The organism is Bifidobacteriaceae bacterium, from assembly GCA_031281585.1.
Taxonomy (GTDB): Bacteria; Actinomycetota; Actinomycetes; order Actinomycetales; family WQXJ01; genus JAIRTF01.
The window spans coordinates 59,381-75,139 of sequence record JAITFE010000158.1; the positions used below are offsets into that span (position 1 = coordinate 59,381).

Annotated in this window: 12 protein-coding genes; 11 read left to right on the forward strand and 1 reads right to left on the reverse strand. The window is 66.0% G+C overall.

The features are described from left to right. Positions 1 to 3 precede the first annotated feature (3 nt). Positions 4 to 1,818, reverse strand: a complete 1,815-nt coding sequence (locus LBC97_16395; protein MDR2567596.1) for a YcaO-like family protein — start codon at positions 1,816 to 1,818, stop codon at positions 4 to 6. A gap of 246 nt (positions 1,819 to 2,064) precedes the next feature. On the opposite strand from LBC97_16395, the gene LBC97_16400 reads away from it, so the two are divergent. The 11 genes from LBC97_16400 (at position 2,065) to LBC97_16450 (ending at position 15,525) form a co-directional block, all read left to right on the forward strand. Beyond that, a complete protein-coding gene (locus LBC97_16400; GenBank protein MDR2567597.1) occupies positions 2,065 to 4,050 on the forward strand; it encodes a YcaO-like family protein in 1,986 nt (661 codons plus the stop codon). Then, positions 4,047 to 5,681 carry a nitroreductase family protein gene (locus LBC97_16405; GenBank protein MDR2567598.1) on the forward strand — a complete coding sequence of 545 codons (1,635 nt, stop codon included), beginning with the start codon at positions 4,047 to 4,049 and terminating at the stop codon, positions 5,679 to 5,681. Before LBC97_16400 ends, LBC97_16405 begins: the two co-directional genes overlap by 4 nt. Then, a complete protein-coding gene (locus tag LBC97_16410) occupies positions 5,623 to 8,328 on the forward strand; it encodes a lantibiotic dehydratase family protein (protein MDR2567599.1) in 2,706 nt (901 codons plus the stop codon). Before LBC97_16405 ends, LBC97_16410 begins: the two co-directional genes overlap by 59 nt. Beyond that, positions 8,318 to 9,436, forward strand: coding sequence for a hypothetical protein (locus LBC97_16415; protein MDR2567600.1), 1,119 nt, complete (start codon positions 8,318 to 8,320; stop codon positions 9,434 to 9,436). The genes LBC97_16410 and LBC97_16415 overlap by 11 nt, the downstream gene beginning before the upstream one ends. Further along, a complete protein-coding gene (locus LBC97_16420) occupies positions 9,433 to 10,554 on the forward strand; it encodes a hypothetical protein (GenBank protein ID MDR2567601.1) in 1,122 nt (373 codons plus the stop codon). The genes LBC97_16415 and LBC97_16420 overlap by 4 nt, the downstream gene beginning before the upstream one ends. A 113-nt stretch (positions 10,555 to 10,667) precedes the next feature. Then, positions 10,668 to 10,847, forward strand: coding sequence for a thiazolylpeptide-type bacteriocin (locus tag LBC97_16425; protein ID MDR2567602.1), 180 nt, complete (start codon positions 10,668 to 10,670; stop codon positions 10,845 to 10,847). A gap of 106 nt (positions 10,848 to 10,953) precedes the next feature. Then, entirely contained in the window at positions 10,954 to 11,952 is a 999-nt protein-coding gene (locus LBC97_16430) for an ABC transporter ATP-binding protein (protein ID MDR2567603.1), read from the forward strand. Beyond that, a complete protein-coding gene (locus tag LBC97_16435; GenBank protein MDR2567604.1) occupies positions 11,945 to 12,688 on the forward strand; it encodes an ABC transporter permease in 744 nt (247 codons plus the stop codon). The genes LBC97_16430 and LBC97_16435 overlap by 8 nt, the downstream gene beginning before the upstream one ends. Then, positions 12,679 to 14,376, forward strand: coding sequence for a YcaO-like family protein (locus tag LBC97_16440; protein MDR2567605.1), 1,698 nt, complete (start codon positions 12,679 to 12,681; stop codon positions 14,374 to 14,376). The genes LBC97_16435 and LBC97_16440 overlap by 10 nt, the downstream gene beginning before the upstream one ends. Before the next feature lie 64 nt (positions 14,377 to 14,440). Beyond that, positions 14,441 to 15,019, forward strand: coding sequence for a hypothetical protein (locus LBC97_16445; protein MDR2567606.1), 579 nt, complete (start codon positions 14,441 to 14,443; stop codon positions 15,017 to 15,019). Next, positions 15,016 to 15,525: a flavodoxin domain-containing protein gene (locus LBC97_16450; protein ID MDR2567607.1), complete on the forward strand. Its 510-nt coding sequence runs from the start codon at positions 15,016 to 15,018 to the stop codon at positions 15,523 to 15,525. The genes LBC97_16445 and LBC97_16450 overlap by 4 nt, the downstream gene beginning before the upstream one ends. The last annotated feature ends 234 nt before the right edge of the window (positions 15,526 to 15,759 follow it).

Below are 15,759 nucleotides of genomic sequence, written 5' to 3' on the forward strand. Positions count from 1 at the left end.
CGGCTAGGGAAACGGGTGCGGCACCAAGTTGGGTACGAACGCCGATGCCGGGCGGCCGGTGTGCGCCGCCCACGCGTCCCGCAGTCGGGGCATCCGTAGGGCGCGCTGAACCGACCAGCCGAAGTCGATCGGGATTAGCCCAGGGACGATCGCCTTGGCCGCGTGGGCCCCGAGCCTTGTCAGTAGTGGAATCGTCTGGTCTACCACGATCGGCTCGAAGCCCGCCTGGCTGGTGATCTCGATGAGCCAGCCAAGACCCAGGCCGGGCTCGTCGGCTTCGGCCGCGCTTCGGCATGGTCCAACCTTGTCCACCGGAACCAACGGCTCCGCTGGCCCATCCAGCAAGAATGCGGCCAAGTGGCGGGCCGCGGGATTCTTGAACATGTCAGCGTGATCCTCCAACCGCCTGACCGCCTGGAAATCGCGAATCATGGCGTCGGTCTGCGTCAGCCTTCCCTGCGTCATGCGATGCGTCGAGGCCGAGTCGGAGGTGAAACCCAGTCCGAAGTCGGAGCAGATCTCCGACAAGGCGCCCAGGATGGCGTCCTGCGGATCAGGCCGACTGGCGGCGCCGAAACAAAGGGCGCCGCTCTTTTCATTCTCGGCGACAGCCATCACAGTTGGAACCGGCAAACCAACCGTGCAATCGAAGAGGCGGACCTGCTGCCCATATAGCCGCATGCGTGCCAGCATCATCTGCGCCAAATTGGATTCGACCCCGTTGGGGTCGATCTCGCGGAGGGGAATCCCGCCATACCAAGCGATAAGGAACGAGTCTCGTTCAATCACTTCGAGGAGGCCATAGAACGCGGCCTCTGCCAGAGTTGAACCAACGGCACAGCCACTCGAAGTTTCGAAGGCGAATAGCTCTGCGGCCGGCTCGGCCCCGTAATACACCAGCGACTCTGGAACTGCGACAACCTCTCTCGCGCGCAGCGAATAGCCGGGCACCCAATTCATCTCCGCCGGAACCGGGAACGGCCAGTCCTCGGGCGCCAAGCCGAATTCGCTCGGGCCTACGGCGCGCACCGGTAGATCGGCAGCGGATCCCCGCCAACGCAGCGCACGCTGGGCCGGCCTGTACCCGGCGATCCGCTCCAGTCCTTCCAGCACGCCAATGGCCTCGGAATCGGCGAATGTGCCGGCGTGGCCGCCCCAATGCAGCGACCAATTCTCCCTGTGGGCGCCCAACCGCTTCTCTCCAGCGACCTTGGCGGGAATCTCTGACTCAAGGTCCCAAAACGATCGGGATCCAGCCAAAGCCGTTGCTGGATGAAGGAAATCGCTTGGTTGCAGCGCGTCGAAATGGGAGCGGGCCGGGGCGCGGGGCACAAGCAGCGCGTCGCCCGGCCGGAGTTGTCCCTCATAATCTGCGGGCGGAGCCTCAGGTGCGAACTCATGGTGCCGGGACGGGTGACACGGCTCACAGGCCAATAGGCGTACACCCGTGATGCCCAACCGCAACCGGTCAATTCCAACCACCGCTGGGGCCGCCGCGGGATCGGAAGTGGCAAGGGTTTCGAGTAGGCGGGCCATCAACTCGGCCTCGAACGGGTTGCTCCCCGGCAGATCCACGCCGACCTCCGCAGTGCTCACTGCGTGGCGGAGCGACGGATCGTAGCCCACGGCCTCCATCACACAGGGAACGCAGCTGGTTGCCCTGGGATCCGAGACAAAGACGTGGGTCGGCGTGCGGTAGATGACCGGACCATCCCACTGGATCGCCAGATCGGGGTCCGAGTGCCCCGAGGGGGCCGGACCCAAAGCGTCCACCACCAGGCATGGGCACGGGTCTGGGGGGAGCTTCGCATCGGGCACTAACGGGTCCTGTCGCTGGTCGGGGTGGGTCATGAGGGAACTGGCGCGGGCGTTTGGGACCTTATCACACACCATCTGGAAACTGGTGGGCGCGAGCCGCTTGACCTTGACGCGACGTCACGGTTTTGACTTCAAGCCATGACCCGCTCACAGCAAGGAATCGGCCCATCGACAGCCCTTTCGCTTGAAGCGCCGCAGCCCTCCGGAGCCGCCCCAGGCGCGAAGCTAAGGCTCCGAGCCAACACCATGTTCAGCTCGTCCGCTGCCGGTATCCGCTTCTCCAACACCGAGACGGTCCTTGAGATCGCCGGTGCGTCCGCCTACCGTGCCTTCAAGGCCATCGCGCCGATACTGGACGGCTCGTATTCGCGGCGCGAACTCGCCCAGACGCTGGATCAGCGGACTTGGCAGAAGGTGGAGGCGTTTGTCGAGCCGTTGCTGGCACGGGGCTTCCTTCGCGAAATCGACCCGTGTCCGGACGTCAGCCTCTCGCCCGATGACGAGGTGAGGTTTGCCGAGCAGCTCGCCTTCATCGCCCACTTCAAAGATGATCCGAAGCGTCGCTTTGTTCGCTTCCGCGACGCATCCATCGCCGTGGTCGGCGGCTGCCCGCTTGCTGCCTGGCTTGCCCGCGTGCTTGTCCAAAACGGCGCCCGGCGCCTGACCTATTACAGCCCCGGCGCCGCGCGCCCGGACGATCTGCCGGACTCAGTTCAGGTCCGATCGCTGGATCGCCTGGACCATGACGCGCCGGAGTGCCAGGTCCTGGTGCTGCCGCCCACACCTTGGGCGGCGCGGCGGCTGGCGCAGGCCGGAGACGGTTTTGGCGCGCCGGTGACTTTGCCGATCACAGCCTTGGGCGACAACCTCGTGATCGGCCCGATGTGGACCGCCGGTGACGATTCGGCCGCCACCTGGGCAGACATGATGGCGGCGCTGAGCGAGCACGATTCGGATGGGAGTGTCGCCCACTTCTGGGTCACCGCACTTGCGGGGGTAGAGACCGGCGCGACCGCGACAGGGCTACCTGCGGTCCAGCGGCTTGGAGCCTCCCTTGCCGCCATCGAGGTGTACCGGAACCTGACCGAGATTTCTGAGCCTGAGACGGCCGCTTCGATCCTGGTCCTCGATTGCCTTCACGGTGAGGCCAAGCGTCACCGCGTGATCCCGCACCGGTACATCCACCCGGCCGCCACCGGATCTATGAACAGGTGCCCGGCGTCGAGCCTGCCCGCACCTTCCGACGAAGTCTCCGGCAGGGTCGGACCAAGCTGGTCCAAGGCCTGCGCACAAGCGGTCGATCCTCTGACTCTTCCAATCATGCGATTCGACGATGGCGAGATCGAGCAATTGCCGCTCAAGGTGTCCGTGGCGGAGGTGGTGATGGGTGGCGGGAGACCACCGGTCACCATCGGCTCGGCCGATCTCTGGGATGTGGCCGGCGCTCGTGCCCGGGCTACCCGCCAGGCGCTGGCGCTGCGGCTCGAAACGTGGGCGCCCCCCGCCGCCTCGTGGGCCGAGGCGCGGACGGTCGATGGTCTCCTTCACGGTCGCACAACGCGCGACCAGGCCCACACATCCAATCCCGTCCTGGCACGGGACCTCCTCACGGGCGAGAAAATCGCCGTGCCTTCCGGCGCCGTCGCCACCATGTCGAGCGCTAACACGCTGGGCGTCTTCGGCCGCTCAGCGCTCGGCTGCGGCATCGGACTCGACTACGACGAGGCGTTGGAGGGCGCCGTTTCCTCGGCCGCCGCGCGTCTAGGACTGATCGCGGCGGCCCGCGCGGGAGCGGCACCCCGCGCGACGGCATCGGACACCTCGCCTAAGAGCGTCTTCTTGCGCGACGCGGCCCAAAGGCTCGGCGTGGTTGTCGAATCATTCGATGCCGGGTGCCACCTCGGCCGCCACGTCGTCATCTCGCGGTGCCGGCGCTCCGGGGTGACCGCCTGGGAGGCAGCCGCAGGCAGCGACTTGGCCGAAGCCTTGTGCGCCTCGCTCGTTGGGCTGATCGGCGCTGTGCAACGGGCCGCCAACGGAAAGGCCCCCGAGACCTGGTCGATGACGGCCGAGCCAGAGTTCGACCCGAACGGTTTGGCGACCGGAACGGCCCCTCTGGAAAAGGCCAATAGCCCCCGCGTGATTGTCTGCGACGTCACCAACCCGGAACTCGCTGCCCTCGGATTCGTGGCCGTCAAGGCCCTGACGGCGGACGGGGGCGAACCGCGATGACCGCCACAACAATCCAAGTGGACAGGCCGACACCTGCCCCGGAGTCGTCTTGTGCCACGCTCACGCCGCTGGGCGAGGAATGGGCGGAACTGGCCCCAGGCCAGGCGGCGCGGCGGTACGCCGAGATGATCTTTCGCCGGGCCGAACAGGGAATGCCCCTCCGCAAGTGGCAGATCGACTGGGCGGACGCCCCCTGGCCGCAGAAGTTCTACCCCGGAACCCAGCTTGTCGCCTTGCCTCGGGCCACGGCACCAGGTGGCCTGGCCTCGGGTGGACCGGTCGCCATGGACCGCGCGCTTGGAGACCTCCTCTTCTACTCCTACGGAGTGATGGGGAGGCGCAGCCGAGTCAATTGCAACGAGTCCACATCGATGCTGGTGAACGCCGAGGAGGCCAGGTGGGCGCGAGGTGCGTCATCGGGTGGGGGCAGATACTGCGCGGGCGTGTACCTCGTGGTGGGACGCGACTTCGGTCTGGAGAGCGGGATCTACCACTATTCACCGATCCACCACGCTCTCGAGCGCCTCTCGTCGGGGGACTGGACAGGTCCCGTGGCGCATGCTCAGCGGTATCCCGCCGCGCAACAGTGCTACGTCATCCTCACCGTCAAGTACTGGCAGTCCGCCTTCAAGTACAACGACTTCGCCTGTCAGGCGACCAGCATGGACCTGGGAACTCTCACGGGGACATGGCGCTACGTGCTCGGGGAGGCCGCAGATCTCGTCCAGCCCGATCTGTGGGTGGATGAGGCGTCGCTGGCGGGGATCCTCGACCTTGACTCCGGCGCGGAGGCCGTTTGTGCGGTCATGGGGATCGGGCCGGCCACCACCGCTGCGGTCAGTCCCCGACCGGGCGGGCGCCTGCCCCACGCCGACGAGCGTTCCCAGACGGTCCACTCGTTTGTCACCCAGCGGGCGCTCCAACGTGACGCGCTGGCAGAACGAGGAGTGCCGTCCGGCCTCGACCCGGTGTGGCCTGTACCCGAGTCTTTGACCGCCTCGCTGACGCCCGACCCAGCAGTCAAGGGGCGAATCAGCGACGTGTGGCGCCGCGAGACGTCTTTTGGGCGCTTTGACGGCGCTCCGGTCCGCGTCGAAGTGCTAATCGAATGCCTGGCTGAGGCAGACGCCGCCCAATCGGTGGTGGACCGAACCTTCTCCGGCGCCACGGGGAGGGAAGTGGGTCTATATGTCATAGCCGAGGCCGTGGATGGCCTACCGAGAGGCTGCTACCGCTTCGATGCCGGCACGCGGGCGTTGCGCCGGGCGCACACCCGTGACGCCATGGCGATCTTGCTCCGGCGCTACTTCCTCAACAACTACGACCTCGAGCGAGCGGCGGCCCTCGTGGTCATGACTGCCAATCCGATCGGCCTTGGAGAGGCTTACGGCGTTCGCGGCTACCGCGCCATCAACACGGCCGCAGGCGCGGTTTGTCAGCATCTGCACCTCGCATGTGCGCGGCGAGGAGTGGGCGCCGGAACGGCCCTCGGCTTCGACGCGGCCAGCGAGTTCGACGCGCTGGGGCTGTCAGGCCGGGACGCCATTCCGGTGTTGACCATGTTCATTGGGCATGACCGGCTGGCCTCCGGGGCGCTTGACCTGTCCCTCGAATGCGGCGGGGAACGGTGACACCATGCGCGTCATAGCCGACGAGAGGGTTCAGTCCCGGACAGCGGGTTTGCCGGCGAGTGTGCTGCGCGGTCTGCGTTCAGCGGATTTCGAGGCGTGGGTAGCGGACGTTGACGCGGCGGAGGAAGCTCTCAGCTCAGCTCTTGAGCGCGCCACGGACCAGCTCTTCGGGATCATCGGCAGACTCGAGGCCGGTTCCGACCGCAAGGCGTTGGTGGAAGCGCGCCGGCACTTGCACAACCGGCGCTTCGCCCAGGCCAAGGTCCGCGTCGATGCCGTGTCACCTGGGATTGCCGAAGAGGTTGCCGCCTTGTCCGCACCGGTCTTCGCGGCGGCCGACGAATTTGAGGCCGTGCGGGCGCGCGGCGAGCTGGTGGTGGGGGAATGGCTGCGCCGGGAGCGCTTGAACCTTGGCGAACTGCTGGACGAGGAAGACTTCGCGCGAGGACTGGGCGTGGCGGCACCGAGCGCCACCACCGGCCTCCTCTCATACCGGGCCGCTGCACGCCGCGGGGGAACGCTGTCAAAGAATCAGCGCAAGGCTGAGCGGACGCTTCTTCAATACGCGTGGCGGGCGGCCGCCAAGACCTCACCGTTCTCAAGCCTCACGCGCGTTGGCATAGCGCGGTGCTCCGGCGCTGCAAACGTGCCCGCATCTGGCGGGAGAGACTTTCCAGACCGGATTGATGTGTCTCGCGCCTCGGTTTACCCGATAGCGCTGGCCTTGGACTCGCTTTGGCACAACGAGAAAGCCGTCCTGGGAATGCGGGTGATGCCGGGCCAGGTGATAGGGGAGGAACCGGACGGCGCCGTGATTGTCCACCGCTCGGAGTACGACTTCTCCGACGCCACCGGAGAATCCGACCAGGCGGCCGTTCTGGAGTCTCTGGTCCGCATAGTTCCCGGAGATCTTTGCGACACGGTAGCGGCGGCCCTGGAGCAGGGCGCCGCCACCGTGGGCGCAGTCGTGGATCGCATGCATGGCCAGGGTGTGCCTCAGGCGACAGCGTTGCGTGCGGTTCAAGAGCTGATCCGGCTCGGCTTCTTGGTTCTGCCGGACCTCCGCTTCCATCCGCACATTGGCGCCGAGGCGGTCCTCGAGAGCCTGCCCAGGGAGATTGAGAAGCTCGGGGACCAAGGCTTCCGCGACGCGGTCACTGGGTATGTGGAGGCCGCCGAGTCTTTGTCGAAGATCAGCGGACTCGCCGAGCGATCCCATGCCGTGGATGCGATCCGCGGCGCGGTCAAGCGGGTTTACGAGGTCTCCGGCTGCTCAGACGCGCCGGTTCCGCAGTCGGTTGTTTACGAGGACTCGGGCCTGGGTCAGGCGCCCGAACTGCCAAGCCCGCCTCTGGAGAATCCGGACTTGGGGAAGCTGTTCGCGTTGTCGGAGGTGCTGGACGAGAGTCAAGTGCCGAGGGCCATGCTGAGGGGATTCTTCTTAGGGATGTTTGGGGCGGACGGTCGATGCGAGAACGTTCCCGCGTTCCTCGACGCATTCAAGACGCAGTTGTACAGCTCGCACATGGCTCGTGACGCCGCCAACTTGGACCGGGACCGCATTGAAGCCGATCCGTGGCTGAGATGGGGTGAGGCTTGGCGCTGGGAGAAGGCCCAGGGCGTACTTAGGGAGTTGGTTGCGGACGCCGTTCCCGTGGGCGGCGTCATCGACATTCGCGACGCTTTGGCCACGAGTGGCCCGGCTCTGCGGCTGTTGCCAGATGTTGTCTTCCCCTTCCGGCACCTCAACATATTCGCTCAGGTCCTTGGTCGGAACGGACTGGTGGTCAACAACGTGTTCGGCGGTCCTGGGTTTGGGCTCTCCCGCTTCGCCCATCTATTTGGGGACGATGCCGTCAGTTGCGTTCGGTCGGTAGAGGACATGGCGCTCGCGGCCGGAGTGACGTTGCACGAGTTGCTGGGTGGAGCCGCCGTAACGAATCTCAACCTCCATGGTCCGCTTCTCAGGTCGGAACTGCGCATGCCCGGAGATCCGTCAGGCTCGCGGGCCGAGCGTCAGACCAGCGTCTTCGATCTAGATCTCATCTACATCTCGGATCAGGGCCGGCTGGCCTTGGTGCACCGGCGCACCGGCGAAGAGGTCCTGCCCACTTACATCGGTTACCTGGTGCCGTTCGCGACTCCGACATCTCATCAGCTGATGGGGCTCCTGGCGCCCCCGGTGATGTTCGGCTCCGGCGTCTGGGGTGGACCGGAAGGAAGCGACGAGGCCGGAGCCGTTGAGGTGAAAAGGCGCCCGCGGGTCGCGATAGGCGATCACCTCGTCCTCGAGCGTGCCACTTGGGAGGTTCCAGCCGAGCTAATGCCGTCGGCCGATCCGACGTCCCCAAACGGCCTGGTCGAGTGGTGCCGATGGTGGCGTGCGCTGGGCCTGCCAGAGACGTCCTTCATCAGAATCAGGCGGCCCTCCGCGACCAGACGCCCGAAACCCCGTTACCACGACACCGGCTCGCTCCTTGGGTGGGCATCGCTGGCGCACGAATGGCGCCAGCGAGGCGGTCCGCTCACTGTCGCCGAGGCATTGCCCGCGCTTCCGGTAGCGGGGGAATCCAGCCTAGGACGCGTCCAAGAATTCATCATCGGCCTCAGCGCCGTCACGAAGGGGAAGAAAGAGCATGTCAATTGATGCCGCCATACCGCCCGCCGGTGCGCCGCCTTGGGAGGAGTCCGCAGTTTCAACATCAACGGGACGACGGCCACTCTGGTTGTCATTTCACATCTTCTACGGCTCGAATCCCTTTGAGCTGCTGACAAGATGTGTTCGGCCGCTTGTCCGCCGCCTAAAGGAGGCGGATCAGATTGCGCGTTGGTTCTATATCAACTACTGGCTCGAGGGGAACCACATCCGGCTGAGGCTGGCGCTCCACTCCGAAGAGGACGCAGCCGCCGTCGAGGAACAGGTTGTGCGGACGGTGCGAGAATACCTCAGATTGAATCCGTCATTGCACCCGTCGGCCGAATTGGAGTCGGCAGATTACTACGGCAGGCTCTTCGCGGCTGAATTCTCGGATGCCGATCGCGACAAATACTTCGACTCCGATGGCCGCCCGATCATTCAGCCGGACAGCTCCATCAGCGTTCGCTCCTACGAACCCGAATGGGATCGATACGGCGGTCCGGTGGGTATCGAGATAGCAGAGGAACACTTCGAGCTGTCAGCCGAGATAGCCGCGGAGCTGATCGCGAAGGGAAACATGGGGGTGCGCAGCGTCCAACTCGGGGTAGGCGCTGAACTAATGGCCGTGCTTACCGGGACGCTGTTTCCCGACCGCAGCGAGGCCATGGCTTTCCTTGAGAACTATCACCAACGTTGGGCAGGCATGTTCGAGGACTCCAAGGAGTATGTCGAGCGGCATAACACGGGACGGTTTAGTGAGAACCACCGGACCATGCTCAAGCAGGTGGTGCCGGTATACGAGGCGGCGCGTCGGGGTGGGGACGGCCTGACCGGCGTGTTAAGGGATTGGCGCGAGGCGGTCTCGCAGACTAGGCGGCGCCTGGACGCGGCGGCAGCCGAAGCTCCGCTCCAGTTCGCTTGGCAGGGTGGCGGAGAGACGACCTCGGACATAGACCGCCTCTGCTGGCGGGTTGGCTTCTCCTATCAACACATGATGGACAACCGCCTCATGCTTTCCGTCTCGGATGAGGCTTACCTGTCGTTTGAACTGCTCAAGGCGCTAGCGGCGGCGGAAGAGCGGGGACTCGACAGTGACGACTGGCAGGTGGCGGCGTGAACGCCGGCGCGCAGGCCGGCGCGTGGAGTCCGGCGCTGACCCCAGGGGTGATCGCCGGCCCCCCCATCTGGAACGGCGCCTCCATGACCGCGGAGATTGCGATCGCCCGGCAACCGCGGACCTGGAACGCCGGTCTGCTCGAACTGCTGGTGATCGAGGCAATCGACGGTGATCGGAGCTTGCAGGACATTCGTGACCAGGTTTCTAGCCGGACCGGGCGTCCCGTGGAGACCCGTGTTGTGGGTGAGGTCGTGGGCAAGCTTGTGGCTGCCGGCCTAGTGGTGAACCCGTACGCACCGCCTTCTGCCAAGGAACCCACCGGGCAGGACACGCGGGCAAGCGACGGCCGGGAGGCAACCGAAGACGGTCTGCTGAGCCGAATCGCTGGCGCCGTCTGGCGCCTGGGACCACATCTTCAGCTTCGCCTTATCACAGGCGCCATCGCCCTTGGCGCGGGCGCGACGGCCGCGTGGTTCGTGTTCAGCGCGGGAGACTTCATGACGGCGGTCGCAGGCATCAGGGGCGGCCGTCTGGCCGATGGCGTGATTGCCCTGGTCTTGACCCTCGCGTGGCAGCTTGCCGTCATCTTTGGCCACGAACTGGCGCACGGGCTTGCGTTCGCCGCGGTAAGTGACCGAAAGCCGGTCCTATCGGTGGCCAAGATTGGCCGGCGCGCGCTGCCGAACACCAAACTGGACGGCTTCTGGCTCCTGAAGTCCACCCGGCAACGGCTGGCGGTGGTCCTGGTGGGCCCGCTCACGTCAATCATGTCGTGCGCCGTTCCTCTTGCGGTGTTGGCGAACTCGACACACGGGAGTCTGGCTGCCGATTGGGCCGCGATGGCCATCAGTCTCGAAGTGGCGATGGCCTTCCTGAACCTGGTTCCAATGCGCTATTCGGACGGCACCCGCCTCTGGGAGGCGTGGGCGGCTGTCCGCAACCTTCCGGGCCTGGGAGTCGCTCGGGTACTAGGCCGCGTCCGGCCGCCCGAGGCTCTGCCTGTCCGCTCACGGCTGGCGATCAGCGCGTATCTGCCGGCCTCGATCATAGGCTCGCTTCTTCTGACCGCGTGCCTAGTTGTCTGGCTAATAGTCCTGGTCAGAGGCGGTGCCGCATGACTCTCACCGCCACCGGGACACCAAGGTTTTCGGACAATTCCGAAAAGGAGGGGCCGACCGGTCTCTTCAAGACAAATCGGGTCGCCTGACCCACTTCACAAAAGGAGAAAAACATGTCCACCGCCGATATCGCTGGCCTGGCCGCTGAGCTCGACGCCCTGAACGCCGAGACCCTCGAGGTCAAGGACTACGTCGATTACTCCGACGCGGCCTTCGCCTCCAGTTCGTCCTGCAGCTCGACGACATCGACCTGTTCGTCCTGCAGCTCGACGTCCTCCTGCGCCGCTCTCTGACGCAAGACAGACGCACGGGCGCCGGGGGCGGTCCGGCAAACGAGGGACCGCCCCCGGCACTCACCGGTGGGCTAAACGACAACGCCAATCAGTAAGGAGAATGACAGTGACCAGTTGCAGGTGGGAGGCACCGCCAATGGACGCGTCCGCGCAAGAAGAATCGCGAACCGACGGTTCCACGGGCCGCGAACCCCGGCCGTCGCCGGTGATCGCCATCAGGGGGCTGCGCAAGTCCTACGGTCCCAAGACGGCGTTGGCCGGCGTGGACCTGACAGTGGAGCCGGGACAGTTTTACGGTCTGATTGGCCCCAACGGCGCCGGGAAGACAACCATCATGGAGATCGCGGAGGGTCTACGGACACCCGATTCCGGCGCGGTGTCCGTGCTCGGAGCCGCGCCTGCCAAGCGTTCGCCGGACGTGCTACGCCGGATCGGCATACAGCTCCAGAACACGGCTTTCTTCACGCGCTCGAAGGCGCGGGAGCACCTGGCGACCCTGGCCGACATCTACGGTGTCGAACGCCCACGGGTGGACGAACTGCTTGAGACGTTCGGCCTGGTCCGTTGCGCTGGAACCAGGGTGGACAAGCTCTCCGGCGGAGAGCGGCAGAAGCTGGCGGTCGCGTCAGCGCTATTGCACCGGCCGGAGGTGCTCTTCCTGGACGAGCCCACAGCCGCCATGGACGCTGAGGCCCGAGCGGAGCTGGTCCGGATTCTGCACGGACTGCGTGGTTCGGAGACCACGGTGCTCTACACAACCCACCTGCTTCACGAGGCTGAGCGTCTCTGTGACAAGGTGGCAATCCTTGACCGGGGCCGGATTGTGGCGGATGACACGCCCGAGCGTCTCCTGGCCGCGTCCTGCCTTCCCGCCCGACTGGTGCTGCCGTTGGCTGTCGGCCCAGTCGAGTCGATGCGCGGGCTACCCGGCGTGCTCGGCGTGGACATCGGCGCGGAGGGGTTGGTGGTCCAGGTGGCCTCGCCGGGCCTGGCGCTGGAGGGGCTGGTGCGCGCCGGAATCGACGTCACGAATGTCAAGGTCGAGGTCGCGACCCTCGAAGACTTCTTTCTTCAGCTAACTGGAAGCGAGTATCCCCATGACTAGAACCATCTCTCTCATTCGGGCGCAGGCCCGTTCGAGCCTGCGCGATCCCGCCACGGTGTTCTTCACCTTCCTCTTCCCACTGCTTCTGCTTGTCGTGTTCGCAAGGGCGTTTGGTCAGACGCCGAACGCCGACGGCACGCTTGCGATGCAAGGCGTTGGACCGAATGTGGTCGCCTTCGGAATCGCCTACGTGGGGATGTTCACGGCGGCTCAGTCGATTGTGGAATGGCGGGTGTCTGGAATGAGCCGTGTCCTATATGCGGCACCGATTCGCACCAATTCCATACTCGGCTCAAACCTCGCGGTTGGGCTCGGCTTAGGCATCACCCAGGCGATCTTGCTGGTAGTGCTGGCCATAATGCCGGGCCTGAACATGATCTTGTCGCCGCACGCGCTGGTCGCGCTTCCCATCGTGGCGCTCGGCATTTGGACCTTCTTCAGCCTCGGCATGCTGGTTGGAACGTTTACCAATTCCGTGGCGGCCGCGTCTGGCGCCATCAACGCGGTGGTGCTGCCCATGGCGTACGTCTCGGGGGCGATGCTGCCCATCGAGATGCTGCCGGATTGGGCTGTCGCCATAGGCCGCGCCATGCCCATGAGGTACATGGTTGACGCCATCGGTGGAGGATTGACCGGAGTGGCGTCAGGATCCGCCGTCATTCTGAGCGTTGTGGTCCTAGCGGCGTCAGGCACAGTGTTCTTCGCCAGCGCAGCGAAGCTGGTGAGATGGGTATGACCGCCGACGGCGAATCCGCCCCATGGACCTGGAAGAAGGGATTCGACACGGTCCTCGTTTTCCCTGAACCTGCGATGGACCAGAGAGGCTTCGCCGAGGCCCTGCAATTGCGCTGTTCTGACTTGGCTGAGCGCCTTGTCTTCGGCTCGGGACGCGAGGTCACCGGTAGAGATGTGCGTAACGGCTTGGGAGGGTTTGCCCAATCCTTCGGAGTTGTTGAGGCCGCGCGTGATTTCGCACGCGTGATGCCGGCAAACCGACAGGCGGGCGGCGCTCCCGTGGGGTGGCCGGTGCTGGAGATAGACGTGCGGGCCGCAACGATCCGGCGTTCTGTGGTGCGGACCGCCTCCCGACAGGGCGACGCGACCCCGACGATCGCCGTACGCGCCGAAAGCGCCAACTCGTGGCGACGCCAGGGCCTGGACTCCCTACCGCTGCCGCCTGACATGCTGGCCGGCCACGGCCTCGGCTATCTCGGCCATCCGGGGGGCTGGGGCCTGGATTGGACCACCGCTTCACCGGTGACTGACCGGTTGTGGATAGACCTTGGCGGGGCGCCCATCGAGTTGACCTGGTCGGGACACGAAGACTCCTTTGACCGGTCGCTTCGCGCCTGCCTGCTTGAGGGTGTTGAGCGTACGGTCGGAGCCCTCGGCGGCGGTTCCAACGTCGTCACATGCCCGGCGGCCGAACTAGACGCTCGCTACTACGGCCCCGACGCCTTCGGCCGGTTTCCGCCGGTGGCCTACGGCGTCCAGGTTGAGGAGTTCAGCCCGTGGGAGCCCCACGAGTGGGTCGCTGCCCGGTCCCTGGTCACGGGTGAACGGGTGTATGTCCCGCTGGAACTGGCTCATTATGGCCGTGAGGTTAGACGGCGCTGGGCCTTGGGCACGTCGTCGGGTTGGGCGGTGGGATCGACCCCAGAGGAGGCCGCGTTCTTTGGGCTCCTGGAATTGGTGGAGCGAGACGCCGTCGTTTCCTGTTGGTACGGCGGGATCACCCCGGACTCCGTCGATGCGGCCACGGTTGAGGGAATTCAAGATGTCCTCACGCGAGCCGGCCTGCTGGGATGCCGCTTCCACCTATCTCTCGTCCCGTCCGATTTCGGCATACCTGTGATTGTGGCCGCGGCGGAAGTGGAGGAGGCGTTCGTCTTTGGCTCGGCCGCGCACCCTGATCCCGAGCGGGCTGTGGTTGGCGCGGTCAAGGAGGCCTGGACCTACCTGCCGGAGAGGGAGCGCCACGCTCGGCGTCTTCGCAGTGCCGGCGTCCTTCCAGTCACAGACTTCGCGGCTGTGAGATCCATCCACGACCACGCCTCACTCGCGTTCAAGCCCACCGGGCTGAAAGGCCTGGATCGGTTCAAGGACAAGGGTCCGGAGCGCTCCGTGCCACTGGGGGAGATCCCGCCTTGGCAGATGGACGATGCCGGCGACGGCCCCTTGGGAGGAATCGTGAGCGCACTCGCGGCGAAGGGCCTGGAGCCGCTCGCCACAGTGTGCGCCTCGGCAACCGCCGACGCCATAGGCGTCAGCGTGGTTGGAACCCTCGTGCCGGGACTCGTCCCCATCGATTTCGGCTGGAATCGCCAGCGGGCGTTGCAGATGGACCGCACCGGTGCGTTGGCGGCAGCGTTCGGGAGCCCGCCTCCGAATGCCGATCTGGCCGAACCCCACCCGTTCAGTTGACGGGCATCGACATGAGCGTTGAAAAGAGGGCGCTCGCGCCCCTAGAGGGAAAGGAATTGGATCGGTGTTAGAAGTCCGGCCAAACGTCTACCGCGCGCCGCCGCCGGTCACGGCGGGATGGCGCTTCGGCCCGGTGGCGGTGCTGCGCGCCGCCAGCCTCCTGTACGCAGCGTTTGCGGCTGCGGCCGCGCCGGTCGTGGGGATCGGCCTGTTGCCCGCACTGGCGCTGATTGGATGCTGGCGGGCACGCGCGTCTGGCCTGCCGGGGGCACCCCCCAAGCGGCGGACGGTGACTGCCGCGGCCCGCCGGGCGGTCACCGGAACCTCGGCGGCACAGGGAATCACGCTGGTGGGCGGCGGACTCCTCTTGTTGGCCGTCGGTCGCCTTGAGTGGTGGCCGGTCGCGGTGGTGGCCGTCAGCGCTGCCCACCTCAGCGCGGTTGCATGGGTTGCCCGCCGTGCACTTGACGCCGTCGCCGTTCCCGCCGCGTGGCTGGCGGCGATTGCAGGAGCCGTCTTGGTGGCTCGCGGTCAGTGGCAAGCCGCATGGGTGGTTGCGTGCGGCGTAATGTGCCTGGTCACTGCCACCTATGCGAGGCGGGTCGCCACCCGCGAGGTTTCACCACGGAGCGAAGAGCAGTGAGCGGCCCAGTCACACGGGTCGTGACCTTCTCCCGGCACGGCTCAACCGACGAGGTTGGAGCGTGGATCGCCGCTGCCCTGAACCGCGAACAAAACCGATCGGTCTACTTGACCGACTCAACCGAAGATCCCAGCACCGGTCTGGGCGAGGCGAGTGCCGTCATCGTTGGCGTGCCTGTCTACGCCCAGCACTTCCTGGCGGAGGCGCGCCACTTCCTGGCCGCTCGTCAGCGCCTGCTCGCGAGCCGAGAGCTGTGGCTGTTCACCTGCTCGATTGGTGTCTCAGGGGTCAATGACCTGCCGCACGACGCTCCCGACTTGGCGCCCGCAGGTGTGGCGCACTTCGCTGGCAGTCTGGACTTTGCCAGCCTTAATCGGGCCGAGCGTCTGCTCATGCGTGCGCTGGGCCAGTCCGGTGGTGACAGGCGCGAGCGAACCGGCGTTGAGCGCTGGGCGGCGTCAATCGGCCGTGTCGGCGCGCTTGTTGCCCCAGTTCCACACCGGTAGCTTGGTGCCTTGGGTGGGTCCGTGTCGCCCGCTTCCAGCGGGCGCACCGCCATCTTCACCTTTACGTCGCGATGGCCAGGGGACGCCGCGCCAACATCTGCCGGGTCGACACAGACCGGCGGTCAGGCGAGGGCGTGCTCCAGTTCGCTGCCGGCCAGGCGGTCGATCCGGGCCGCGCGCAGGCGGGACCAGATGACGGGGGCTATGGCGATCAGGCCGGCCACCACGGCGCAG

Bases quoted from the DNA above. Each gene is read 5' to 3' on its own strand.
- LBC97_16405 (MDR2567598.1), top strand. From the start codon at position 4,047: ATGACCGCCACAACAATCCAAGTGGACAGGCCGACACCTGCCCCGGAG.
- LBC97_16435 (MDR2567604.1), top strand. From the start codon at position 11,945: ATGACTAGAACCATCTCTCTCATTCGGGCGCAGGCCCGTTCGAGCCTG.
- LBC97_16415 (MDR2567600.1), top strand. From the start codon at position 8,318: ATGTCAATTGATGCCGCCATACCGCCCGCCGGTGCGCCGCCTTGGGAG.
- LBC97_16400 (MDR2567597.1), top strand. From the start codon at position 2,065: ATGTTCAGCTCGTCCGCTGCCGGTATCCGCTTCTCCAACACCGAGACG.
- LBC97_16440 (MDR2567605.1), top strand. From the start codon at position 12,679: ATGGGTATGACCGCCGACGGCGAATCCGCCCCATGGACCTGGAAGAAG.
- LBC97_16410 (MDR2567599.1), top strand. From the start codon at position 5,623: ATGACCGGCTGGCCTCCGGGGCGCTTGACCTGTCCCTCGAATGCGGCG.
- LBC97_16425 (MDR2567602.1), top strand. From the start codon at position 10,668: ATGTCCACCGCCGATATCGCTGGCCTGGCCGCTGAGCTCGACGCCCTG.